Below are 25,016 nucleotides of genomic sequence, written 5' to 3'. Positions count from 1 at the left end.
GTCTCCGACCGCAGTCTGTGTCCGCAGGGTGCCCCCGTCGTGGTTCCGCCTCGTGTCGCGCGGGTCGGTGGGCCGGCCCGCGAGATCAGACGTTGCGCCGGTACTGGCCCCCGACCTCGAAGAAGGCGTCGGTGACCTGCTGCAGTGAGCAGACGCGGGCGGCTTCCATGAGTACGGCGAAGACGTTGCGTCCCTCCATCGCGGCGCTCTTGAGAGCGGCCAAGGCCTCGTGCGCGGGCTCCTGGTGGGCGGACTGGTAGCCGTGCACGCGGTCCAGCTGCGACTGCTTCTCCTCCTCCGTGGCCCGGGCCAGCACGATGGCGACGGGTTCCGCGTCGTCGGCATGCGGGTTGCGGAAGGTGTTGACGCCGATGAGCGGCAGGGTGCCGTCGTGCTTGCGCTGTTCGTAGAGCATCGACTCGTCCTGGATGCGGCCGCGCTGGTAGCCGGTCTCCATGGCGCCGAGGACGCCGCCGCGCTCGCTGATCCGCTCGAACTCGGTGAGGACGGCCTGCTCGACCAGGTCGGTGAGCTCGTCGATGATGTAGGACCCCTGGAGGGGGTTCTCGTTCATCGCCAGGCCCCACTCGCGGTTGATGATGAGCTGGATGGCCAGGGCCCGGCGGACGGACTCCTCCGTGGGGGTGGTGACGGCCTCGTCGTAGGCGTTGGTGTGGAGGCTGTTGCAGTTGTCGTAGATGGCGATGAGTGCCTGCAGCGTGGTGCGGATGTCGTTGAAGTCCATCTCCTGGGCGTGCAGCGAGCGGCCCGAGGTCTGGACGTGGTACTTCAGCTTCTGGGAGCGTTCGTTGGCGCCGTACTTCTCCTTCATGGCGATGGCCCAGATGCGGCGGGCCACGCGGCCGAGTACGGAGTACTCGGGGTCCATGCCGTTGGAGAAGAAGAAGGAGAGGTTCGGGGCGAAGTCGTCGATGTCCATGCCGCGGGCGAGGTACGCCTCGACGTACGTGAAGCCGTTGGCGAGTGTGAAGGCCAGCTGGCTGATGGGGTTCGCGCCGGCTTCGGCGATGTGGTAGCCGGAGATGGACACCGAGTAGAAGTTGCGGACCTGGTTCTGGATGAACCATTCCTGCACGTCCGCCATCATCCGCAGGGAGAACTCGGTCGAGAACAGGCAGGTGTTCTGTCCCTGGTCCTCCTTGAGGATGTCCGCCTGCACGGTGCCGCGCACGTTGGCGAGGGCCTTGGCGCGCAGCTCGGCGGCCTCGTCTCCGGAGGGTTCGCGGCCCTCGGCGGTGCGGAAGGCTTCGAGCTGCTGGTCGATGGCCGTGTTGAGGAAGAACGCCAGGATGGTGGGCGCGGGACCGTTGATGGTCATGGAGACCGATGTCGTGGGCGCGACCAGGTCGAAGCCGTCGAAGAGGGCCTTCATGTCGTCGAGCGTGGCGACCGAGACTCCGGAGGTGCCGACCTTGCCGTAGATGTCGGGGCGCTCGTCGGGGTCGCGGCCGTAGAGGGTGACGGAGTCGAAGGCCGTGGACAGGCGGGTGGCGGGCTGGCCTTCGGAGAGCAGCTGGAAGCGGCGGTTGGTCCGGAACGGGTCTCCCTCGCCGGCGAACATGCGGGCGGGGTCCTCCCCGTCCCGCTTGAAGGGGAAGACTCCTGCGGTGAAGGGGAAGTGCCCGGGGAGGTTCTCCGCCCGCCAGAACCGCACCAGTTCGCCGTGGTCGGCGTAGCGGGGCAGGGCGACGCGGGGGATCTTGTTGCCGGAGAGGGACTCGCGTACGAGCCGCGTGCGGATCTCCCGGTCGCGTACCTTCACGACCAGCTCGTCCTGTGCGTACGAGGCGACGAGGGCGGGCCATCCCTCGATCTGTTCCATGACGTCGTGCGGGAGCTGCTTGCGGGCGCCGGTGAGCAGGGAGTGCACGTCGGTGTCGTCGAGGCCGGCTCCGACGAGCTCCTCCCGGACGGCGGCCAGGCGCTGGACCCGGCGGGCGGCCTCGGCCAGGGCGAGGGTCTCGGAGTGGTACGCGCGGACGGTCTCGGTGATCTCGGCGAGGTAGCGCACCCGGTCCGAGGGCACGACCTGGCGGATGCCCGAGGAGTGCCTGACGTCGACGGTCGGCAGGGTTCCGGAGGTCAGGTCCAGGCCCTCGCCGGCCAGCAGGGTCTTCAGGTGCTGGTAGAGAGCGGTGACGCCGTCGTCGTTGAAGGTGGCCGCGGAGGTGCCGTACACGGGCATGTCCTCGGGCCGCTTGGTGAACGCCTCGCGGTTGCGGACGAGCTGGCGAGCGACGTCGCGCATGGCGTCGCGGGCGCCGCGCCGCTCGAACTTGTTGATGGCCACGACGTCGGCGAAGTCGAGCATGTCGATCTTCTCCAGCTGGGATGCGGCTCCGAACTCGGGCGTCATCACGTACAAGGACGTGTCGACGAACGGCACGATCGCCGCGTCGCCCTGGCCGATGCCGGGGGTCTCGACGATGACCAGGTCGAAGCCTGCGGCCTTCACGACGTCGATCACGTCCGACAGGTGCTGGGGCACTTCGCGGCTGCCGCGGGTGGCCAGGCTTCGGAAGTAGACCTGGGTTCCGTCGAGGGAGTTCATGCGGATGCGGTCGCCGAGGAGCGCGCCGCCGCCGCGGCGGCGGGTGGGGTCGACGGCGATCACCGCGATGCGCAGCTTGTCCTCCTGGTCGACGCGGATCCGGCGCACCAGCTCGTCGGTGAGGGAGGACTTGCCCGAGCCGCCCGTGCCGGTGATACCGAGGACCGGTACGGTCCGGGCCGCCGAGGCGGTCCGTAGCTCCTGGAGGAAGGCGGTCGGGAGCTTGCCGAGCTCGGCGCCGGTGATGGCGCGGGCGATGGCGAAGCGGTCGCCCGCGAGTACGGCGCCGACGTCCGCGGGCTTGGTGTCCCACAGGTCGAAGTCGCATTCCGCGACGACCGAGTTGACCATCCCTGCGAGGCCCAGCCGCTGCCCGTCCTCGGGGGAGAAGATGGTGACCCCGCTCCCCCGCAGCCGGGAGATCTCCTCGGGGACGATCACTCCCCCGCCACCGCCGACGACTCGGACGTGATCCGCGCCCTGGGCGCGCAGCGACTCCACGAGGTACTCGAAGTACTCCACGTGCCCGCCCTGGTAGGACGAGACCGCCACGCCGTGGGCGTCCTCCTCCAGGGCCGCGTCGACGACTTCCTTGACCGATCGGTTGTGCCCGAGGTGGATCACCTCGACGCCCTGCGACTGGAAGATCCTCCGCATGATGTTGATCGAGGCGTCGTGGCCGTCGAACAGCGCGGAAGCGGTGACGAGACGTACGGGGTTTTCGGGACGGTGCAGATCGGTCATGGGGCCCTCCGGAGCCTGCGATGGAGCTCGTACCTGGAGAGATACTAGGACGTCCTAGTAAATCACGGGGGGTGACATCGTGTGGCGGGGAGCACATCCGGGGGCGGATGATCGGAAGCCGAAGCAGTCCCGCGATCCGGACAGGGCCCCCTGTCACCCACCGTGCCCGCCCACACCGGCGAAGGGCTCGCCCACGACAAGCAGCTCAGACCCCTGGAACGCCCGCACCTCGGCGACGTACCGTCGCAGGCCGACGAGGTCGCTCCCGGGCAGCCGGCGCGCGCACCGCAGCCCGGCGCGCGCACTGCGGCCCGACGGCCGAGGTCAGCGCCTCACGGTCCGGGTCGCAGCCTCACCAGATGACAGCGGCCGGCAGCGCGGCGGCGGACCTTCGGCCGTCCACCAGCCACGGGGCACACTCGCTCACCGTGCCTGTTCTGCGCCGCCGCGGCAGGCGCGGTCGGTCTCGGAACCTCTCGGCGCAGCGACGTCCCGCACCCCTGCGTGCCGACGGCCGCGTGTTTCTCATCCGCGGTCGAGCCGGGGCAGCGACGCGCAGAGGCGTTCGGGCAACTCCGGCAGCAGTTTGTGGACGCCCGCGCACCCCGCGTCGCCGTTCGTGGTGACCGGCCGCCAGCCCGAGGTCTCGGCCCGGTAGAACCAGCGCTGGGAGACACCCGAGGAGCAGCCGTCGCCGGGGTCGCCGCACACCGGCCCCGTCCGGGTCGACAGGTCCAGCACCAGCCACGCGTCGTCGCAGCCGCGCTCCTCCCCACTCGTGTGCTCGGGGATGTCCGTATCGTTGATCGCCTGCCGGTACGAGGACGGGGTGCAACGCGGAGGCGTGGGGTCACAGCCGTTCTCACCGCAGTGCCGCAGCGCCGGCGGGGCGGCACCGGCGGGGGTGTACACGTCCCGGCTGTTCACCATGACCCTGCGCGCGCCCAGAGGCTCGCCCAGCTTCACCGTCGCTTCGACCCGCTGCGTCCCGGTGCAGCCGGAGGCCCGGTCCAGAGAACGGGTCTCGTACGTGACCCTCACGTACACCGTGCCGTGCTCGACGGTGTCGAGTTCACCGCGCAGGCTGCGCACGCAGTCGCCTGCACCGTCGGGCACTTCGGCGTCGACCGCCAGAGAACGCCCTCCGTCGGATGTACGGACGCCGTCGATGCGGAGGGGAGCGGCGAGCGTCCAGGCTGTGCTCGCGCCTGTCGCCTCCTCCCCGGTATCGACGGTCTCGGAACCGCAGCCGGCCAGGATCACCATGGTCGCGCCGAGCACGACCGTCCGTATGCCCCGCTGCCACATGCCAAGCCCCCGTCCCCCGAAGATCGGCAGCCTAGCGTGCCCGCGTCGGGGCCAGCGGCATACAGAGACCGGACTCCGCACCGGTCTCGCCCTCGCCGTGGCCCGGTTCTGCGCCTGGCCGATCCGCCGCCGGGTGACGTCGCAGAGGCCGACCCGACAGCGCATCGTCAGTCTGTGTGCGGTCCCGTGATCCGCACGAGGAGGTCGTCGAGGCTGACGAGCCCCGTAAGTTCGCCGTGCTCGTTCCGTACGAGGGCGAGGGATGCGCGACGCTGTCGCAGTTGCTCGACGGCGTGGGACACGGTCGTGAGGGTGGACAGTTCGGGGACGGGTCGGGCGAGGTCGCGGGCGGTGAGGGCTCTGCCGCGGGTCCGGGCGACCAGTGCGTCGCGGGCGTGGACCGAGCCGAGGACAGTGTCGCCGTCGCGGACCAGGAGGCGTGCGCGGTCGGCCTGGGACGCCTGGGCCAGGAGCGTGTCCAGATCGGCGTCGGCCGGGACGGTGACGATGTCCGCGGCCGGGGTCTGCAGCAGCGCCACCGGGGTCTGAGGCTCCGTCAGGGACCTGGTGATCAACTGCGAGTCCGCCTTGTTGATCAGGCCGAGGCGCTCGGACTCCTTGACGAGGTGAGTGAGCTGCTCGCGGTTGTGCACTGCGGTCAGTTCGTCGCGGGGCTGGACGCGGCACATGCGGACGAGCGCGTTGCTGACCTTGTTGAGTACCCAGATCAGCGGACGGACGGTCTTGACCACCGCGCGGAACGGCGGGGTGAGCAGCATCGCGGAGCGCTCGGGGTGGGCGATGGCCCAGGACTTGGGGGCCATCTCCCCGAGGACCATGTGCAGGAACACCACAAGGATCATGGCGACGGCGAAGGCGATGCCGTAGCTGAGAGCTGCGGGCAGGCCGAGCTTGACCAGCAGGGGGTCGAGTTCGTGGGAGATGGCCGGCTTGGAGATGGAGCCGAGGCCGAGAGTGCAGATGGTGATGCCGAGCTGCGCGCCGGCCAGCATGAGGGACAGCTCGCGCATGCCGGCGAGCGCTGCCTTGGCGCCGCGCTGCCCGTCATCGACGGCCTTCTCGATGCGGTGGCGCTTGGCGGCGACGAGGGCGAACTCGGCGGCGACGAAGAATCCGCTGCCGATCAGCAGCAGAACGGTGATGAAGACGGCCGTGGGGAAACTCACGCCTGGGCCTCCTCGGCCTGCTCGACGCCGGTCTTCTCGATGCGGACACGCTCGGGGACGTGGCGGTCGAGGCTGAGGACCTCGATCCGGACGTCGTCCACCGTGAGCCGGTCCCCGATGGTCGGAAAGCGACCGAGCCGGTCGATGACGAGCCCGGCGACCGTGTCGTAGTCGTCCTCCTCGGGCAGGGCGATGCCGGTGGCCTCCTCGATCTCGTCGAGGCGTCGGCCCGCGTCCACGCGCCAGCCCTTGCCGTCGGGCACCGCCAGGGCCACGACCTTGTCGCTCTCGTCGGCGATGTCGCCGACGAGCTCTTCGGCGATGTCCTCGTAGGTGACGACGCCCCCGACGCCCCCGTGCTCGTCCAGGACGACGGCGAACTCGTCGTCGCGCTCCCGCATCTGTGCCACCGCCTGCGGCAGCCGGAGCGTGTCGGGCAGCAGGAGCGGCCGGCGCGCGGCCTCGCCCGCGGTGGTCGTGTCGAACGCGGTCGCGGGCAGACGCATCAGCTCGTTCACGCCCAGGACTCCCGCGATGTCGTCGGGGTGATCGCCGAGGACCGGGTAGTTCGAGTGGCCGTACGTGGCGATCAGTTCCACGGCCTCGGTGAGGGTGGCGTCCTTGCGTACGAAGACGGCGTCGGCGCGCGGCACCATGACCTCGTCCATGGTCCGCTCGGAGAACTCCAGTGCGTGGTCGAGCAGCTCGGCGGTGGCGGGCGGCAGCTCCCCCTGTTCGTGCGACTCGCCGATGAGGTGGCTGAGCTCCTCCAGTGTCGCGCCGTGGTGCAGTTCCTCGACCGGCTCGATGCCGACCTTGCGCAGCAGCCTGTTGGCGGCGCCGTCGAAGACGCGGACGACCGGTCCGACGATCTGCAGATAGACGAGGGTGGAGGCGGCCAGCGACTTCGCGAGCCGCTCGGGTACGGCGAGGGCCAGGTTCTTCGGCGCGAGCTCACCGAGGACCATCTGCAGGACGGTGGCCAGGACGAAGGCGAGGATGACGGAGATCGCGGAGACTGCGCCGTCGGACAGTCCTGTCCCCTCCAGCGCGGGCTTGAGGAGCGCCGAGACGGACGGCTCGGCCAGGAAGCCGACGACCAGACCGGTGACGGTGATGCCGAGCTGGGCGCCGGAGAGCATGAACGAGAGCCGTTCGAGGACCGTCAGTGCGCGGGCCGCCCGCTTGTCGCCCGCCTCGGCTTCGCGGGCGAGCGCGAGCCGGTCGGCAGCGACGTAGGCGAACTCCTGGGCGACGAAGTAGCCGGTGCCGGCGGTCAGCAGGAGGACGGCCAGCAGGCCGAGAGCGGCGTTCATCGGCTACCGCACCCCCGCAGGTAGGGGTGCGTCGATCTGGCGGACAAGAAGGTGCTCCTTCGTGGGCGGGGCGGTGATCGGGAGTGATCGGAGCCGAGTGTCTGCGGTGACGCGGCGGGGTTCGGCACGCTCCAGCTCACCGCGCTCGACAGCGGTCAGGGGGAACTCGGCCGCCACGCACACCGGACGGGCAGACGTCAGGGCCAAGGCTATGAGCAGCAGTGGCACTTCGGTCACCGTGCCACCCCGGAGCCCCGGCTCGGCTCGTCCGGGCAGGCGGGTGCACGGCTGGCACGGGGAGGCTCACCCACTGCGGCTCGCTCACTCCTTCTCGTCCTCGGTCGCATGGGTGCTCATGCGAACACCCACGCTTCTACACCACTGTAAAGGAATGACAGGCAGGCCTCGTGAGGCGCCACGAGGCGGAGTGGAATCGCCACGGCCGCCACCAGCCCGGCCCCGTTTCCGTGGTGTTGGAGGGCGCTGCCGTCGCATCACGGCGGCAGCGTGATTCACCCTTTCCCACTCGCTCTACATCACTGTAGAATTACGGGCTCCAGCACGCTACAAGCCCCGAAGGAAGACGACATGGGTGTAAGCCTCTCCAAGGGTGGCAACGTCTCGCTGACCAAGGAGGCGCCAGGGCTGACAGCCGTCCTGGTCGGCCTGGGCTGGGACGTCCGTACGACCACCGGGACCGACTACGACCTCGACGCGAGCGCCCTGCTCCTGAACGACACGGGGAAGGTCGTCTCCGACCGTCACTTCGTCTTCTACAACAACCTGACCAGTCCGGACGGTTCGGTCGAGCACACCGGCGACAACCTCACCGGCGAGGGCGACGGCGACGACGAGGCCATCAAGGTCGACCTGGCCGCCGTGCCCGCCGACATCACGAAGATCAGCTTCCCGGTGTCCATCCACGACGCCGAGAACCGCGGCCAGAGCTTCGGCCAGGTCCGCAACGCTTTCATACGCGTGGTCAACCAGGCCGGCGGCGCCGAACTCGCCCGCTACGACCTCTCCGAGGACGCCGCCACCGAGACCGCGATGATCTTCGGGGAGCTCTACCGCCACGGCGCCGAGTGGAAGTTCCGGGCCGTGGGCCAGGGCTACGCCTCCGGACTCGCCGGCATCGCGGCCGACTTCGGCGTCAACGTCTGACGCACCGAGCGCGTCAGCTCTGCAGAGAACGGAAGTCAGTGTTCGGAATCAGTGAGACAGCGATCATCCTGATCGTCGTCATTCTGCTCCTCGGAGCCAGGAGACTGCCCGACCTCGCCCGTAGCGCGGGCAAGGCGGCCCGCATCCTCAAGAGCGAGTCCAGGGCGATGAAGGCCGGCGGTGGCTCGTACCCACAGGCCACATATCAGGCAACCGAGAGCCGCCCGCCCCAGGAGCCGCCCGCCGAGCACGACGACCAGCGAGAAGGTCGCCGGTGAAGTAGGGCCCGGTGACCACCTGGCGTGAGGGTGCCGGCGAGGGCGCGGCCGGGCGTGTTTCGTGGCGGGTGGCCGGGCCGCGCCAGTGCTTGAGACGGACATCGAGCTCTCGGCCAGAACACCCCGCGGGTGCGCGGCGGAGAGACGTCCACAAGTCGGCCGTCGTGGATCATCCACAGACCGAAGCAGTCGTCCTCCTCGTCGTGAACCGGAGGCGGAGCTGAGCGAACCCCGACGGTTCCTCGGTCTTTCCAGCAACCCGGCGCGAGGCCAAGGGTAGTTGCTCTACTTTGGATCTCCTCATCCTATCGACGGGGGAATGGCCACATGGTCAGGGACGAGATCACGCACATCCGCACCGAGCGACCGACCGCGCCGGTGCCGGCTCCGGGCGGCCACACGGTCGCGTACGACGGGGAGTCCGCGCGCGTCCCGCAGTACCGCAGATCCATCAGCGGTTCCGCCTCCGGTGCGAGGTCGACGCAGATCCCCCCTGCAGGGCACGCCCCCCTCAGCAGGGGGTTCGGCCGCCGACCGAGCCCCCGCATGAAGGGCTGACCCCTTTCATCATGGAACAGCTGACAGAGCAGGACCCGACGCACATCGGCCCCTACCGTCTGATAGCCCGACTCGGCGAGGGCGGGATGGGCCTGGTCTACCTGGGCCGGTCCGATCTCGGCCGTACGGTCGCGGTGAAGGTCGTGCAGGCCGATCACGCCCAGCATCCCGAATTCCGCAGGCGGTTCACTCGCGAGGTCGCCGCGGCCAGGCGGGTGGGCGGCGACTGGACGGCTGCCGTTCTGGACGCAGACACCGAGGCGGCCGTGCCGTGGGTTGCGACCCAGTACATACCCGGCCCCGACCTGACCACCGTGGTCGGCAAGGAGTTCGGCCCCCTGCCCGAGTACTCGGTTCACACCCTTGCCCATCGTCTCGCCCTCGCTCTGCAGACGGTGCACGAGGCGGGCCTGATCCACCGCGACCTGAAGCCCTCCAACGTGCTGGTGACCGTCGACGGGCCTCGGGTCATCGACTTCGGGATCGCCCGCGCACTCGACAGCATCGGTGGGGACAGTCTGCTCACCCGCACCGGCATGCTGATCGGCTCCCCCGGCTTCATGTCTCCTGAGCAGGTACGGGGGCACGAACTCACTCCGGCCAATGACATCTTCTGCCTGGGCGCGGTCCTCGTCTACGCCGCCACCGGGCGCCTTCTCTTCGGTGCCACGGACACCGGGCTGAACGCGCATCTGTTCCGGATCGCCGAGGAGGAGGCTGACCTCACCGGCGTACCCGACTCACTCGTCCCTCTCGTGCGCGCGTGCCTGAACAAGGACCCGGCGCAGCGGCCCACACCGGCCCAGGTGATCGAGCACACCGCTACGGACCGGGCCGAGGAGTGGCTGCCCGGCTCGGTACTGGCCCAGCTGGGTCGCCGGGCAGCCGAGCTGCTGGACTTCACCCCGCAGGTGCGAGGCTCGCAGCCGGACCCGAGGGTCCAGGCAGCAGCCTCCTCAGCTGCTGCGCCCCAGCCGACCTCGTACCCCCTGCCGCCGGCTTCATCGCCGGCTCCGTACGTCCCGAACCCACACGATCCGACAGCCCTGGCGAACTCCGGCCCCGTGGCGGGATTCGGACCACCGGGGACCCCACTGCACGGCGCCCGACCCGCATCCGCGGCCGCGGCCGCGCCCTTCGGTCCGGCGGGCGGTGACGGAGGTCCTCACGCCAGGCGTGGGTGGGGCCTTGCGATGGGCGTGGTCGCGCACTTGGCTGTGTTGCTCGACTTGTCGACGGCCACGCCCCGGCTGCTGCTCGAGATCAGCGCCGACATGGGCCTCGGCCACACTTCCGAGCAGTGGATCTACGTCGCCTATGCCCTGGCCTTCGGTGCGCTGCTGCTCGTCGGCGGCCACCTCGCGGACCTCCTCGGCCGCAAGCCGACGCTACTCATCGGCTTGACCGGATTCGCGGTGAGCACCGCGGTCAGCGCGGTCTCCCCCGGGCCCGGCGCGCTGATCTGGTGTCAGATCTTCAAGGGCGTCTTCGCCGCCCTGATCGCCCCGGCCTCCCTCGGCCTGATCGCCGCCCTGTTCACCGAGCCCAGGGCGCGCACGAGAGCCGTCGGGCTCTACTCCGTGGTCGCTCTCGGCGGTTCCGCGATGACCATGTTCCTCGCGGTGCCGCTCGCCTCTGTGACCTCGTGGCGCGTGTCCATGTACGTCACCGTCCTCCTGGCTCTCATCGCGCTCATCGGCACTGCCACCCTGGTCCGTGACCCGGCCGGCCGCCGCGATCCCGCCGGCTTCGATGTGCCCAGCGCGCTGTCGAGCGCGTTCGGCGTCGCCGCCCTCGTCTTCGGCTTCGCGGAGTCGGGGGCCGCCGGGTGGGGGGCTCCCCTGCCCTCCGTGTCCTTCGCGTGCGGCATCGCCCTGCTCGCAGTCTTCGCCCGGCGGCAGGCGAAGGCCCGGAGCACGATCCTGCCGGCCTACCCGACCAGGACCCGCGACGGTTTCGGCGCGTCGCTGGCGTTGTTCATGATCGGGCTTGCCCTGTCGACCGTGCTCGCGCCCCTCGACAATTTTCTGAACGCCAACTTCGGACCGGTACCCACGGTTGCGGCCTTCGTTCTGCTGGCCGCCTCGTTCCTCGTGGGTTCCCTGCTGATCGCCGCCCGACTGATGCCTCGCGTCGGTCCGCGTCCCCTGCTGGTGTCAGGTCTGCTCGTCGCAACGGTCGGGCCGCTGGTCCAGCTGGCCACGGGTGGCTCCGTCTTCAGCGCCCATGTCAACCTGACCTGCCTCGGCCTCGGTGTCGGCACGGCCGGCACGGTGCTCTACTCGACCGTCATGGATGGCATCGCCGCTCAAGACTCCGGCGGACGGGCCGGTCTCGTCATGGTGACCCAGCACGTGGGCGCTGAGCTCGGTTTCGCGCTGCTCACGGGAGCGGCCGGGCACCGAGCCGGACTGCTCTTTCTGGGCGACGACCCCCTGCTGCAGTATCTGGAGGCCGGGTCCCTGCTGGTCGCGGCGCTGGTCGGAGGAACGGTGGTGAGGGCGAGGCCCTCGCACAGCGACGCGGGGAACGCATCGGCGCCACACCCGGCCGGCTGGTCCGTCCCCGCCCAGACGACACCGGAACGCAGCGGAGCGAACGGTCTGCTCCTCGTGGAGAACGGCCGCGTCACACGCATACCGACGGAGCTTCGCGGGATGGATCTGGTCCAGGAGATCAGTCGCCTGCTCCGGGCCGAGAACGTCATCATGACCAAGCTCGGCACGGACCTGACCCTCTGGCACGTCGTCGGCGCCGGGGCACAGAATCCGGTCGCGAGCCGTCTCATGGCCGAGCACGGCTTCGAGCCGGTCACCGGGGCGGCGATCGTGGCCGGGCCCGTGATGGGTCACATCCCGTTCCCGCTGGGCGGCCATGCGACCGAGAGCCTCGCGCTCAGTCTGTCGCAGTAGTGCGCGACGGCACGCTCGTGCCCGGCGCGGCAGGGCGTTGCCCGGCGGGCCGGAGGCGACTGTGGTCCGACAGACACCTCACGCCACAGATGGACGAGGCCGTCGGTTGTGTCGAGTCGGCTAGAACAGCGGTTTGCCCAGGACGGTCATGACGACCAGCCCGATCACGACCGCGATCCCGCCGATTCCCGCGATGAGGAAGCAGGGTCCGAGGGTGATGTCGAGGAGCCGCGTGGAACGACCCTGGAGTACGAACACGTCCGATGGGTCCCGCGGGTCGTAGCTGGCCTGGACGGACGGCAAGGGGCTCGGGTGCGAGAAGGTACGGGTGGTGCCGGTGCTGTCCGTGTACTGGTACGTCCCCGGTTCGTCCGCCTGCACCGCGGTGACGGTCACCCCGCGCCTGTGCCGGCGACTCTCGTGGAACCACGGCACCGCGCACACCGCGCCGATCCCGATGCCCACGACCGCCATGACGCCCAACGCCATGATGAAGGCGGCCCCGGTCACCGCGGTGCGTTCGTCCCCCGCGACGGCTGTAGTCAGGGACAGGGCGAGGACCCCGCCCAGGCAACCGAGCAGGACCCGCCCCAGCCTGCGCCGGAACTTCTGGAGCCACGTGCCGGTGAAGGTGCGCACCTCGACGAGGACGCCGCCGTCAAGGTCCTCGACCGGGTCGGACAGCAGTACGTTCACCGCGTCGGTGAAGGCAGCGGCTGCGGCAGCGCTCACATCCTCGATCCGGCGGACGGACGGTGTCGCCCCGGCAGGGGCCCTCAGCTCGACCGTCACGCTGCGCGCGTCGACGTGGACACGCGCGATCGCCCTGAGGGGGATCATCAGCCTCTCGCCGGGGCGTTCCAGAACCAGCCCACCCTGCACCGCGCGCAGGAAGGTCGCGTCGCGTCCTTGCAGGACGGGCATGGACGATGTGATCGACATGGCTACGATCGTAAAGGCGGGGGCGGCCTTGCCCAGGCGCCGTCCTGCCTCGTGAGGTCGGTGCTGTCAGGCGGGGTTGGTGGTGCCGGCGGGCGGGGCCTGCTGGTAGAGCGTCACCAGCACTCCCTGCAGAGGTTGGTCCTCCGGGCTCTCCTCGGCTTCGTCGACGAGGCGGGTGAGGGTTTCGCCGAGTTCCCTGGCCTTCGCGGGGCTGAGATGCAGGTGGCGCAGCGTCAGGTGGGGGTCGGTGGGAGAGCGGTCCAGTTCCTGGGCGACGGCGGTGAGCATCGCGGCGGTGCCTGCCGCTTGGGGATGGGCGACGATCATGTGGCGGGCTGCGCGCTGGTAGTACTGCTCGGTCCCGCCGCGGACCTGGCGGGTCTCGGCGATGTGGATCAGTCCGGCTTCGCGGAGGACTTTGAGGTGGTGGGCGACGTTGCCCTTCTTCGCGCCGAGTTGCGCCGCGAGCTGGCCGGCGGTGGCGGGCCGGTGGCCCAGGGCGAAGAGCAGCCGCTGGCGCAAGGGGTGGGCGAGTGCCGCGAACTGCTCGGGGGCACCGATCTCCAGGACGTCCTCGGGCGGTGGCTGGTAGGGAGGCTCATCACGCATTGGGAAAGTGTCTAAATTCTTTGACGCTTACGCAAGGGGGTGCTGTACTTCCTGCCATGACGACTTCAACGAAGCTTCCCACGGGCCCTGTTATCGACCAGACGGCCCGCCTCGTGACCGAGCAGTACGTGTTCCCCGAGATAGCCGAGCAGGTCGCCGGCCTGCTGCGACAGCGCCTCGCCGAGGGGGCCTACGACGTCGACAGTACCGAGGAGCTGGCCCGCCTGGTCACCGCGGACCTGCAGTCCGTCAACGGCGACCGGCACTTGAGACTGAAGCACCACGCCGACCCGGTGTCCCCGGAGCAGGGGGCCGCCACGCTGGAGGCCATGCGCCGGGACTTCGACACCTCGCTGGGCGGCGCGCCCCTGGTGCGGCTGCTCGACGGGGGCATCGCCGTGGTGGAGCTGGCACCCATGCTGTTCCCGTTGGAGTGGGCCGCCGAACCGCTGGCCGCAGCGCTCACCCTGGCCTCCCGGGCCCAGGCACTGATCGTGGACCTCCGCGCCAACCGCGGCGGCGATCCCGACACCGTCGCCTTCGTCTGCAGCTACCTCCTGGACCGGCGCACCCACCTCAACACGATGCACTGGCGCAAGGGCGATCGGAGCGAGCAGTCCTGGAGCCTGCCGCACGTCCCCGGCGCCCGGTTCGGCGGCAGCAAGCCGATCTACGTGCTCTCCAGTGACAGCACGTTCTCCGCCGCCGAAGAGCTGGCGTACAACCTCCAGCAGCTCGGCCGTGCCGTGGTCGTCGGCGAACGCACCCGCGGCGGCGCGCACCCCTGCAAGGGCTGGACGGTTCACCCCCACCTGGAAGTCACCGTCCCCATGGGCCGGGCCGTCAATCCCGTCTCCGGCACGAACTGGGAAGGCACCGGAGTCCAGCCGGACGTCCCCTGCGCTGCCGCCGACGCCCTCGACCAGGCGCGCACGCTGGCCCTCGCCGCACTCGCGAACTGACCCCACCGAGTCCAACTCGCCGCCCTCCGCGCGGCACCCCTCCCCTGCCCCCCGCGACGGCCGTCGGCTCGCACATCGCCCGACGGCCTCACGAGGCGGGCGAGATCGTCGCCGAGCCGCTGCGCGCCTTCGGCATCGGCACCGACCCGGACCGTTCCCCTCGTGAGCCGATAGAGGCCTTTATCCCTCTTCCGCCCCACCACCAAAAGGAGCCTTAGCACGTCTCCCAGGGCGGGAAGTCCGCCGACAGTGTTCGTCATTCGCCGCTGTTGTCGACGATGCGGCGGATCGCGTCGACGACGTCCCGCCAGGGCCGCTTCTCCGGCCACGACCGCCTCCGCCGGCAGGCAGGTACCGGCAGCAGGGGTTCGAGCAGAGGGCGGCGGAGTCGTCCCTGCTCAGCGGCACGATCCCCGAGCCGTACGTGCCCTCGGGCGGCAGCGGGACGAATCCAGGACATCCCAACTCGCTCTCGGCGTGCGCCCCATTGAAACGTGAGAGAAGTCACTTGGAGGCCGCCTGGTTTGAACTCTGAATTGATCAACTAACGTTGTTTTGCTGCTCTTTTGACGCTCGCTAAGTTTCCCCTGAGTCGCAGACTTGATCATGCGGCGCGTTGATTCACGTCTCCAGAATCGGAAACTTCATGAGAAATCATTCGTTCACGCCAAGATAGCGCGAACAGGCCTGGTGTGGTGCGCCCAGCCGGTACGTCGCCGGCTCCATCGCCCTGGTCATGGCCGTCACCCTCCTTGACGGTGCCGGCACCGCTCTGGCGGCGGATCAGCAGGGGCAGCCGTCCGCGCCGAAGCAGTACGCGACGCAGGCGGCGGACATTCCTTCGGCCCGGGTCGCCGCACGGCTTTCGGACCGGCGGGTCGAGGCGCTGTCCGAGCGCACCGAGACCTCGACCACCTGGGTCAACGCGAACGGTTCGCTGACCACCGAGATCACCGCGGGCCCGATCCGTTTCAAGGACGAGAGCAGCGGCGACTGGCGCCCGGTCGACCTGGACCTGGTCGCCGACGCCTCGGGAGCGGTCGAGCCCAAGGCCCACCCCCGCGGTCTGCGGATCTCCGGCCGGTCCGGCACCCGAGCGCGCTCGCTGGAGGCGGCGCAGGGCGCCAAGGCCGTCGACCTGGTCACCCTCGGCGACGGTGAGAACGGCATCACCCTGCAGTGGAAGGGTGGTCTGCCTCAGCCCGAGCTGGACGGGACCCGCGCCGAGTACACCGACGCGGTGCCGGGCGCGGACCTGGTCGTCGAGGCGACGCGTACCGGCTTCGAGCAGTTCGTGGAGCTCAAGAGGAAGCCGGCCGAGGACGGGTTCTCCTACACCCTCCCGCTCAAGGCCAAGGGGCTCACGGCGAAGGCGCAGGCCGACGGCAGCGTGCTGTTCACCGGCCGCAACGGCAAGAAGTCCGCGGTGATGCCGGCCCCCGTGATGTGGGACTCCACCGTCGATCCCGTCTCCGGCGAGCACACCCGCCGGGTCAGAGTCGACATGAAGGTGGTCCACAAAGGCAGCACGATCGACCTGGTCATCACTCCGGACGCGACGTTCCTCGCCGATCCGACGACCAAGTACCCGGTGACGGTCGACCCTTCGACGTCCGCGCTGTCCAACGTGTTCGACACCTACGTGCAGCAGGGCGAGACGGTCGACTGGTCGAACGACGTCGAGCTGGACCTGGGCAACCCCGGTACGAAGAACGCCGACGGCACCTTCCGTACCGCGCGTTCGTTCATCTCGTGGAACACCGCGCCGATCGCCGACGCGCTGGTGACGGACGCGAAGCTGTCGCTGTGGAACTTCCACTCCGGCAACTACACCGGCTCGGCGTGCCCGACCCAGCCGTGGGAGGTGTGGTCCGCGGGGGCCGCGTCGACCTCCTCCCGGTGGACCGCCCAGCCTGCGTGGATCGCGGAGAAGGCCACCTCGTCGGAGACGCGGGGCAACGCCTCCTGCACCACCCAGCCGGACGGCTGGATCAACGCGAACGTCACCACGCTGGTGCAGGAGTGGGCTTCCGCCAAGTCCGCCAAGTCCCACCTGGGCTTGCGCGCCTCCGACGAGAGCGTCACCGGACAGTGGAAGCGCGTGAACTCCGGCAACGCCACGGCGAATCCGCCGAAGCTGGTCATCACGTACAACTACCGGCCGCGCACCGGCACCGACCAGCAGGCCGGCCCGCCGTTCTTCAAGGACTCCAGCGGTACGTGGTTCGCCGGCACCGCGACGCCGACCCTGCAGGACACCTTCGTCGACCCCAACAACGACAAGGTCAACGGCACCTTCCAGATCTTCGACAACGCCACCGGCACGCAGGTCGGAGACGTCCTGGTCTCGCCCTTCGTGGCTTCCGGGCAACCGACCGCGGTCGCGGTGCCCGCCGGTCTGCTGACCAACGGCAAGACGTACAAGTTCCGCACGTCGCCGTACGACGGCCTGCACTACAACACCGGCTGGTCCGCCTACGCGTACTTCACCGTCGACACCAGTGCCCCCTCCGCGCCCACGGCGGTGACCTCCACCGACTACCCGAGCAGCGCCTGGGTCAAGGGCGTCGGTCAGAGCGGCGACTTCACCGTCACCCCGCCCTCCGGTGACCAGAACGGCATCGAGTGGTCCCTGGACGGCGCGGTCTGGGAGAAGGTCCCGACCAGCGGAACCACCCCGGTGAAGATCACTCTGACGCCCGAGAAGGCCGGCACCAACGTCCTCCAGGTCCGCAGCACGGACAAGGCGGAGAACAAGTCCGACCCGATCTCGTACACCTTCCACGTCGGCCCCGGCGGAGTCACCCTGCCCGACGACGGCACCCGCACCGCGGCCCGGGTGCCGCTGGCCGCGGAGGGCGAGTCGCCGAAGTTCGACGCCGTGACGTTCCAGTGGCGGCGCGGTGACGCCGACGCCTGGACGAACATCCCGGTCGGCGACGTGACCTCCGGCGGCAGCCCTGTGGCCTCCTGGCCGCTCGCGCTCTCCGCGGGCAAGACCCCTCAGCTCACCTGGAACGCCACCTCGACCGTCGATCCCGACGGCGTCGTGCAGCTCCGCGCCCAGTTCACCGGCGGCGCCGGCGCGACCGGCTCCTCCGACCCGGTCGGCGTCGTGGTCGACCGCAACGCCGACGGCGCGGCCGGCGAGAGCGTCGGCCCCGGCTCGGTGAACCTGCTGACCGGTGACTACACGCTCCCCGGCGGCGACGCCTCGTTCTTCGGCATGAGCATCACCCGCAGCGCCTCGTCCCGTTCCCCGCAGGCCGGAGCCGCCAACGCGCAGGCCCCGATCTTCGGCAAGGAGTGGCTGTACAGCGCGGCCGCCGATCAGATCTCCACGCCGTTCTCGTACCTGCACAAGACGTCGCCGACCTCGCTGAGCATCGGACTCGCAGGTGACGACAGCCAGATGCACTTCACCGCCGACGCGGCGGGCACCGGCTGGATCGCGGAGCCCGGTTCCGAGGACTACACCCTCACCGGGGGCTTCGGCGGCGACTTCACCCTGAGGAGCACCGAGGGCGGCACCACCACCTTCGTCCCCGTCGAGGCGGGCGGCACCACCTGGCGGGCCGGCACGACCTGGATCGAGGGCGTGGACAACTCCACGACCACCACGGTCTCGGAGACCCTCACGCTCGGCGAGACCAAGATCGCCCGGCCCAAGAAGATCATCGCCGGCAACTCGGCCGTGTCCAACTCCGCCTGCGCCGCCGACTCCTCCGTCAAGGGCTGCCGCGTCCTGGAGTTCGTCTACGCGACCTCCACCACCGCGACGTCCACGACGTTCGGCGACGTGAAGGACCAGGTCTCCTCGGTCAGGCTGTGGGCGACCGCCCCGGGCGGCTCGGCAGCCACCGCGACCACGGTCGCAAGCTACGCCTACGACGCCGACGGCCGGCTCCGCGAGACCTGGGACCCCCGGATCTCCCCGGCCCTGAAGACCGCCTACGACTACGACACGGCCGGACGGGTCACCTCGTTCAAGTCCGCGGGCCAGCTGCCCTGGTCGTTCACCTACGGCCAGGCGGGCTCCAGCCCCGCGTCCGGCCCCGGCATGCTGCTCAAGGTCTCCCGGGCGACGCTCACCCCGGGCAGCGCCGACCAGACCAACGGCACCGCCGTCACCAACGTCGTCTACGGAGTGCCGCTGACCGGCTCCGCGGCGCCGGAGAACCTGGGCGCCGCCGCCACGGCCTCGTGGGGCCAGTCGGACACGCCCACCGACGCCACGGCCGTCTTCCCGTCCGACCAGGTACCCGCGTCCAACGACGGTTCCTCGCTCGCCGCGGGTGACTACGGCCGGGCCGGTATCCACTACCTGGACGCCAGCGGCCGCGCCGTGAACAAGGCCGAACCGGGACACCGCCTGTCGGTGACCGAGTACGACCGGTTCGGCAACGTGGTCCGCACGCTCTCCGCGGCCAACCGCGAGCTCGCTCTCGGTGCCACGGCCCCGCTCAAGGACGCCCTGACGGACCTGGGCATCGGATCACTCGCCTCCGCCGAGCGCGCCCAGCTGCTGTCGAACGCCTCGGTGTTCGACGCGAGCGGCGAGCGGGAGACGGACGTGTACGGTCCGCTGCACCGTGTCACCCTGGCCGCGAACCTCACCAGCGGTTCCACCACCCTGGCCGCCGCCGGGACTCAGCTGATGGCGCGTCAGCACACCGTCCGGGAGTTCGACACCGGACGCCCCACCGACGGCACCGCCGTCGTCCGTGACCAGGTCACCAAGGTCACGGTGGGCGCGCAGCCCCGCTCCTGGCCCACCCTGACGGCAGACCCGCGGGTCACCACGACGACCTACGACTGGGTCAAGGGCCAGCCGACCGGCTCCACCGTCGACCCGGGCGGCCTGGCGATCACCACGACCACGGGCTACGACGCCCAGGGCCGGGTGAACCGCGAGTCGCAGCCCGCGTCCAGCGGCTCGGACGCCGGCACGACGCTCGTCACCTACTACACCGCGGACGGCACCGGTACCTGCGGCGGCAAGCCCGAGTGGGCGGACCAGATCTGCCGCCTCGCACCCGCGGCCGACATCACCGGCGGCGGCGCCAACCCGGCCCAACTGCCCACCAAGGTCCTGGAGTACGGCCAGTTCGGCCAGGCCACCAAGATCATCGAGACGGCCAACTCGGTCACCCGCACCACCACGACCGGCTACGACCCGGCGGGTAGGGTCACCACTCTGACCATCTCGGGCGGAGTCGGCGCCGCCGTGCCGGTCAGCACCACGACCTTCGACAGCGCCACGGGCCTGCCGGTCAGCACCACCTCACCGACCGGCGGCACCATCAGCAGGACCTACGACAAGCTCGGCCGTCAGCTCACGTACACCGACGCCGACGGAGGCACCACCACCACCAGGTACGACGCGCTCGACCGGCCGACGACCGTCACCGACACGGTGCCGTCGACCACCACGTACACCTACGACACCGCCGTCGACCCGCGCGGTCTGCTCACCTCGATGACGGACTCGGTGGCCGGCACGTTCACCGCCCGTTACGACGCGGACGGCGAACTGTCCACCCAGGGGCTGCCCGGCGGGTACACCACGAAGGACTCCATCGACCCCGCGGGCGCGACCACTGCCCGCACGGTCACCCGCAACAGCGACGCCTCCGTGGTGATCGCCGACAGCATCACCGAGACGGTGCACGGCCAGACGGCCACCCACGCCGGAACCCCGGGCGTCACCGCCTCCCAGGCGTACACCTACGACAAGGCCGGCCGCCTGACCCAGGCGCAGGACACCGCCACCGACGCGGTCTGCACCACCCGCGCCTACACCTTCGACAAGAACTCCAACCGCAAGACGCTGGCCACGGCCACCGCCGCGGTGAACGCCGACTGCACCACGACCGGCGCCACCACCACGTCGTCCACGTACGACACCGGCGACCGGCTGATCGGCACGGGCTACGTCTACGACGCGTTCGGCCGCACCACCGCCAAGCCGGGCACCACGCTGGCCTACCACGTCAACGACCTGGTGCAGCGGCAGACGGCGGGCACCGAGCGGCAGACCTGGGCGCTGGACTCCAGTCTGCGTCAACGGTCCTGGACCACGGAGTCCAACGTCTCCGGCACCTGGACCCAGACCGCCTCCCGTCTGAACCACTACGACGCCGACGGGGACAGCCCCCGCTGGATCGTGGAGAACACGAGCGGCGGCGCGGCCACCCGCAACGTCGTCGGCCCCGACGGCAACCTGGCGGCGACCACCGCCCAGGCCGGCGGTACGGTCCTGCAGCTGGCCAACCTGCACGGTGACATCACCCTGCAGCTGCCGGCCGACACGGCGATCGCCCCGACAGTCCTGGACGCCGACGAGTTCGGCAACCCCAGGGCGGGGCAGTCGGCGACCCGGTACAGCTGGCTCGGCGGACACCAGCGTTCGTCGGAGACCGTCACCGGACTGAAGCTCATGGGCGCCCGCCTGTACGACCCGGCCATCGGACGCTTCCTGTCCCTCGACCCGGTCCGCGGCGGCAGTGCCAACGCCTACGACTACGCCAACGCGGACCCGGTCAACCAGTTCGACCTGGACGGCCGTGTCTCGGCCTGGCGCAAGAAGTACGAGGAGGCCAAGGCCTGCAGGAGCCTGGGAGCGGGTGGCTGCGCCTTCGCCACCATGCTGTCCGGTGTCCTGCTGTGGAAGCTCCCCGGCAGCAAGTCCCGGAACAACGCGCTGCGGCACTTCATCTGGATGTCCGCGCTGACCTACTTCTTCGGCGCGCGTGCCGCGAAGCGGCTCGGCGACGCCCACGAGTACGGGCAGACGAGCAAGGACTCCCAGAAGGACCAGTACAACAACCGTGTGGCACGCAACTTCGTGGCCAGCAGTTACAACCGGTCGTGGATGCGCTACTACGCCAATCGCGGCTACCTGTTCCAGTATCTGTACGCCGCAGGCAACTGGCTCTACAACAACGGATACCTGAAGAAGTGACCCCCCAGCGGTCATGGGACCCTTGCGTCCGCTGACCCGCTGACCCGGCCGGCTCGGCCGACGGGTGCCGGGGCAGGCCCTTTCGAGGGCGTGCCCCGGCACCCGGGTGCCGTCTCCGGGCCGGTTCCCGCCTTCGTACCCCTGCGTCGTCCGGTCCCGGCTCCTCCCCGCCTCCGGACCTGTCGCCCCAGACTCCGCCCCCTCCACGACCTCCGGGAGACTCCATGCCGCTACCGACGCGCCCCGCCCGGCCGCTCGCCCTGCCCGTCGCCCTGCTCCTGGCCACCGCCCTGATGACCGCCGGCCTGACCGCCTGCTCCGCGCTGTCCCCGTTCACCACATGTGACGACTCCGCGGCGCGGCTGAAGGACCTGCGCTCCCAGTCGATCCTGCGGTCCGTTCCCGAAGGGGCGACCGCCCCGAAGGGACTCGACTCGGTCGATTCGCGCTGCGTCGACGACACCGGCGACGCCTGGTTGTACGCCGCGCGTGTCTACGCCTTCCCGGGCTCCCGGCAGAAGGTCGTGGACTTCTACCGGACCACCGCCGAGGCGGACGGCTGGCAGTTGCAGCACGACCCCTCGGATCACAACACCCCCGACACAACGGCGGGGCTGTGCTTCACCAAGGGCGGAGACGGCGAAGCCCTGCTGCTGACCGTGCAGTTCACCACGGCCGGCGACCTGAAGTTCGAGTACGACTACGACGCCGGACCGGAGTTCGACTCGGGCTCCGGATTCGAGATAGAGGTCGGCTCCGAGACGGACGGTGCGAAGACCGGCTGCTTCGACTGACACCCCGGGCCCTCACGCCTCCCCCGGCGCCGGCTTCCGAGCTCCAGCCCGGCGCCGTGCGCGTGTCTCCGCGGCACGCATCTGCGCTCACCACGCCCTCTGCATGCTTGTTCTTGTTCGTAACTAGGGGCTAACGAGCATCTATTGACATGTCTGTGCTCACCCCGCCAGAGTCTTGACCGTCAGAGATGCCGATCACGCCGATACGGACGAGGAGCGTTTCCGCATGCCTCACATCCCCGCAGTATCACGCCGCCTGCTTCTGGGAGGAGCTCTGGCCACCGGGGCACTCGCAGCCGGTGTCGGCGCCGCCCAGGCGTCCCCCGCGGCACAGGCCGGGGCCGTGCCGGCCCCCATGCCGCGACGCAGGCCCGGCCAGAAGTCCATGATCGATGTGCCGTACGACTCCTACGGGACCGTCCGCGTCGGCGTCATCGGTCTCGGCAACCGCGGCTCGGGCATGGCCGAGGGCTGGTCCGTCGTCCCCGGTTGTACGGTCACCGCCGTCTGTGACATCAGGGCGGACCGCGCCCGGCGGACCGCGGACCAACTCGTCGCGAAGGGCAAGCCCCGCCCCGCCGAGTACGGCGGCTCGGACGAGTCGTTCACGCGGATGCTGGAACGGGACGACATCGACCTCGTCTACATAGCGACGCCCTGGGAGTTCCACTACCAGCAGGGCAAGGCCGCGATGCTGGCCGGCAAGCACGTCATCGTCGAACTGCCCATCGCCACCGAGCTCGACGAACTGTGGGACCTCGTCGACACCTCGGAGCGCACGCGCCGCCATCTGATGCTGGCCGAGAACTGCAGCTACGGCCGCAACGAGCTCGCCATGCTCAGGATGGCGCACGAGGGCCTGTTCGGCGACATCACCAACGGCCACGGCGGCTATCTGCACGACCTGCGTGAGCTGCTCTTCTCGGACACGTACTACACCGACGCCTGGCGCCGCCGCTGGCACACCCGCAGCACCGCGTCCTTCTACGCCATGCACGGGCTGGCTCCGGTCGCCGCCGCGATGGACATCAACCGCGGCGACCGGATGGCGGTACTGCGGGCCACCGCCACCGAACCGAAGGGCCTCGCCGACTACCGCGAGCGCTTCGTGCCCAGGTCGCACCCGTCGTGGAAGGAGACCTACGTCAACGGCGACCTCGTCACCTGCCTGATCGACACCGCCAAGGGCCGGGTCATCCGCGCCGAGCACGACGTCAGTTCGCCGCGCCCCTACAGCCGGATCAACAGCCTCGCGGGCAGCCGCGGCATCTTCGAGGACTACGCGGGCGTCATGGCCACGAGCGGCGGTCGTGTCTACGTCGAACCCGACCACGGCGGTCATTCCTGGCGTGCCTTCGACTCCTACCGCAAGGAGTTCGACCACTGGCTGTGGAAGAAGATCGGTGACGACGCCGCCAACAACGGCGGTCACGGCGGCATGGACTACGTCCTGCAGTGGCGCACCGTCCAGCTGATGCGCGCCGGGCTCGTCCCGGACATCGACGTCTACGACTCGGCCGCCTGGTGCTCCCCCGTGCCGTTGAGCGTCAAGTCCCTGGCCGCGGGCGGCCGTCCGGTCGAGATCCCCGACTTCACCCGTGGCTCCTGGGTCAACCTGCGGATGGGTCTGGACTCCCGTGCCTCCGAGATGCCCCCGGTCGCCTGACAATCCCCCACTCTCGCGAAGGAGACTGACCGTGCGATCAGCCCGAGTGCTCACCCTGTTCAGAGCCGCGGCCGTGACAGGGGCGATGCTTCTCGTCCCCGCGCAGGCGGTCGCGGCCGGACCGGAACCGGCGCCCGCCCCCGCGAAGACGGAGGTGGTCATCGCGCCGGTCGACCTCCAGGGGCCGGCCATCTCTGCGGTGAAGGTGACCGTCAGGAACGCGGGGCCCGACCGCATGCGGTCGTTGAAGGTGTCGTTCACCGGGCCGGTGGGGTGGGCGGTGCAGCCGGCCGAACGCGTGGTGAGCGGCGCCCTGGCCACGGGCCAGACGGCCGAGACCGAGTTCAGGATCCAGGTGCCCGAGCAGCGCCCGGGTTTCACCGTCCGGACGTTCACCGCTGCCGTGACGTACAAGGGCGGTGACGGCGCCGGCTCCGCCGTCGGCACCCTGTCCCAACGCACGGGCGAGCCCGTGGAGAGCCTCGAGGCCGCCTACAACGGTGTCGCGATCACCGACGAGAGCAACACCGCCCCTGGCGACTACGACGGCGAGGGCAACAGCTTCTCCGCGCAGAAGCTCGCGGCGGTCGGCCTGGCCCGCGGCGCGTCCGTGAGCGCGCTGGGCGCGAAGCTGACCTGGCCGGACGTGCCGAGCGGCACCAAGGACAACGTATCGAGCGCCGGACAGGCCGTCGCGTTGAGCGGCCAGGGCAGCAGGCTCGTGTTCCTGGGTTCGGGCGTCGGAAGCGCCGCGACGGGAAGTGCCACCGTCTACTACCAGGACGGCACCTCCACGAAGGGTTCGTTCGGCTTCCCCAACTGGTCGTTCGCCCCCGCCGACGCCCACGGCGCGACGCTGGTCGCGTCGTCCGACGGCCGCAACCGCCCGAGCGGATACGGAAACGCGGGCATCGCCTACCGCGTGTTCGCCCACTCGATCCCGCTCGACGCGACCAAGCGGGTCGACTTCGTCGTCCTGCCGGACAATGCCGCCATCCATGTGTTCGACATGGCCGTCGCCTCCTGATGTCGTTCGCGTG

General features: G+C 70.0%; 14 protein-coding genes. 8 read left to right on the top strand and 6 right to left on the bottom strand.

The window, feature by feature from the left end; translation table 11 throughout:
• Positions 1-85: 85 nt before the first annotated feature.
• The 4 genes from icmF to ACIP84_RS15435 form a co-directional block, all read right to left on the bottom strand.
• A complete protein-coding gene (gene icmF / locus ACIP84_RS15450) occupies positions 86-3,316 on the bottom strand; it encodes a fused isobutyryl-CoA mutase/GTPase IcmF (RefSeq protein ID WP_401798215.1) in 3,231 nt (1,076 codons plus the stop codon).
• 525 nt (positions 3,317-3,841) lie between these two features.
• Positions 3,842-4,624 (bottom strand): hypothetical protein, encoded by a 783-nt coding sequence (locus ACIP84_RS15445; protein ID WP_401798214.1) that lies wholly within the window; start codon positions 4,622-4,624, stop codon positions 3,842-3,844.
• 167 nt (positions 4,625-4,791) lie between these two features.
• Positions 4,792-5,811: a hemolysin family protein gene (locus tag ACIP84_RS15440; protein WP_401798213.1), complete on the bottom strand. Its 1,020-nt coding sequence runs from the start codon at positions 5,809-5,811 to the stop codon at positions 4,792-4,794.
• A complete protein-coding gene (locus ACIP84_RS15435) occupies positions 5,808-7,127 on the bottom strand; it encodes a hemolysin family protein (protein ID WP_355964595.1) in 1,320 nt (439 codons plus the stop codon). Before ACIP84_RS15435 ends, ACIP84_RS15440 begins: the two co-directional genes overlap by 4 nt.
• A 588-nt stretch (positions 7,128-7,715) precedes the next feature.
• Between ACIP84_RS15435 and ACIP84_RS15430 the strand changes: the two genes are divergently transcribed.
• The 3 genes from ACIP84_RS15430 (at position 7,716) to ACIP84_RS15420 (ending at position 12,039) form a co-directional block, all read left to right on the top strand.
• On the top strand, positions 7,716-8,291 hold the full coding sequence (locus ACIP84_RS15430; RefSeq protein WP_355964594.1) for a TerD family protein: 576 nt from the start codon (positions 7,716-7,718) through the stop codon (positions 8,289-8,291).
• 38 nt (positions 8,292-8,329) lie between these two features.
• Positions 8,330-8,569, top strand: coding sequence for a twin-arginine translocase TatA/TatE family subunit (locus ACIP84_RS15425; protein ID WP_401798212.1), 240 nt, complete (start codon positions 8,330-8,332; stop codon positions 8,567-8,569).
• Between the two features lie 569 nt (positions 8,570-9,138).
• Positions 9,139-12,039, top strand: coding sequence for an MDR family MFS transporter (locus ACIP84_RS15420; RefSeq protein ID WP_401798211.1), 2,901 nt, complete (start codon positions 9,139-9,141; stop codon positions 12,037-12,039).
• Between the two features lie 120 nt (positions 12,040-12,159).
• Here ACIP84_RS15420 and ACIP84_RS15415 read toward each other — a convergent pair whose 3' ends face one another.
• Both ACIP84_RS15415 and ACIP84_RS15410 read right to left on the bottom strand, forming a co-directional pair.
• Complete coding sequence (locus ACIP84_RS15415) at positions 12,160-12,981, bottom strand: hypothetical protein (RefSeq protein WP_401798210.1); 822 nt, start codon at positions 12,979-12,981, stop codon at positions 12,160-12,162.
• Between the two features lie 66 nt (positions 12,982-13,047).
• Positions 13,048-13,590, bottom strand: coding sequence for an ArsR/SmtB family transcription factor (locus tag ACIP84_RS15410; RefSeq protein WP_401798209.1), 543 nt, complete (start codon positions 13,588-13,590; stop codon positions 13,048-13,050).
• A gap of 56 nt (positions 13,591-13,646) precedes the next feature.
• Between ACIP84_RS15410 and ACIP84_RS15405 the strand changes: the two genes are divergently transcribed.
• The 5 genes from ACIP84_RS15405 to ACIP84_RS15385 all read left to right on the top strand — a co-directional run bounded on the left by ACIP84_RS15405 (position 13,647) and on the right by ACIP84_RS15385 (position 25,003).
• The gene (locus ACIP84_RS15405) at positions 13,647-14,552 is read left to right on the top strand and encodes a S41 family peptidase (protein WP_401798208.1); all 906 of its coding nucleotides are present in this window, start codon (positions 13,647-13,649) and stop codon (positions 14,550-14,552) included.
• Positions 14,553-15,288: 736 nt separating this feature from the next.
• The gene (locus ACIP84_RS15400; protein ID WP_401798207.1) at positions 15,289-21,516 is read left to right on the top strand and encodes a DNRLRE domain-containing protein; all 6,228 of its coding nucleotides are present in this window, start codon (positions 15,289-15,291) and stop codon (positions 21,514-21,516) included.
• 224 nt (positions 21,517-21,740) lie between these two features.
• On the top strand, positions 21,741-22,310 hold the full coding sequence (locus tag ACIP84_RS15395) for a hypothetical protein (RefSeq protein WP_401798206.1): 570 nt from the start codon (positions 21,741-21,743) through the stop codon (positions 22,308-22,310).
• A 226-nt stretch (positions 22,311-22,536) separates the two neighbouring features.
• Positions 22,537-23,976, top strand: a complete 1,440-nt coding sequence (locus ACIP84_RS15390) for a Gfo/Idh/MocA family protein (RefSeq protein ID WP_401798205.1) — start codon at positions 22,537-22,539, stop codon at positions 23,974-23,976.
• Positions 23,977-24,007: 31 nt separating this feature from the next.
• Complete coding sequence (locus tag ACIP84_RS15385) at positions 24,008-25,003, top strand: NEW3 domain-containing protein (RefSeq protein ID WP_401798204.1); 996 nt, start codon at positions 24,008-24,010, stop codon at positions 25,001-25,003.
• Positions 25,004-25,016 lie beyond the last annotated feature (13 nt).

The sequence above is a fragment of the Streptomyces sp. NPDC088707 genome, assembly GCF_044752725.1.
In the GTDB taxonomy this organism is placed as follows: domain Bacteria; phylum Actinomycetota; class Actinomycetes; order Streptomycetales; family Streptomycetaceae; genus Streptomyces.
This window is presented reverse-complemented; position numbering and strand designations above follow the sequence as displayed.

Coding starts and splice junctions, on each gene's coding strand:
- ACIP84_RS15395 (WP_401798206.1), top strand. CDS start 21,741: ATGCCGCTACCGACGCGCCCCGCCCGGCCGCTCGCCCTGCCCGTCGCC.
- ACIP84_RS15400 (WP_401798207.1), top strand. CDS start 15,289: ATGGCCGTCACCCTCCTTGACGGTGCCGGCACCGCTCTGGCGGCGGAT.
- ACIP84_RS15390 (WP_401798205.1), top strand. CDS start 22,537: ATGCCTCACATCCCCGCAGTATCACGCCGCCTGCTTCTGGGAGGAGCT.
- ACIP84_RS15430 (WP_355964594.1), top strand. CDS start 7,716: ATGGGTGTAAGCCTCTCCAAGGGTGGCAACGTCTCGCTGACCAAGGAG.
- ACIP84_RS15435 (WP_355964595.1), bottom strand. CDS start 7,127: ATGAACGCCGCTCTCGGCCTGCTGGCCGTCCTCCTGCTGACCGCCGGC.
- ACIP84_RS15445 (WP_401798214.1), bottom strand. CDS start 4,624: ATGTGGCAGCGGGGCATACGGACGGTCGTGCTCGGCGCGACCATGGTG.
- ACIP84_RS15410 (WP_401798209.1), bottom strand. CDS start 13,590: ATGCGTGATGAGCCTCCCTACCAGCCACCGCCCGAGGACGTCCTGGAG.
- ACIP84_RS15405 (WP_401798208.1), top strand. CDS start 13,647: ATGACGACTTCAACGAAGCTTCCCACGGGCCCTGTTATCGACCAGACG.
- icmF (WP_401798215.1), bottom strand. CDS start 3,316: ATGACCGATCTGCACCGTCCCGAAAACCCCGTACGTCTCGTCACCGCT.
- ACIP84_RS15415 (WP_401798210.1), bottom strand. CDS start 12,981: ATGTCGATCACATCGTCCATGCCCGTCCTGCAAGGACGCGACGCGACC.
- ACIP84_RS15420 (WP_401798211.1), top strand. CDS start 9,139: ATGGAACAGCTGACAGAGCAGGACCCGACGCACATCGGCCCCTACCGT.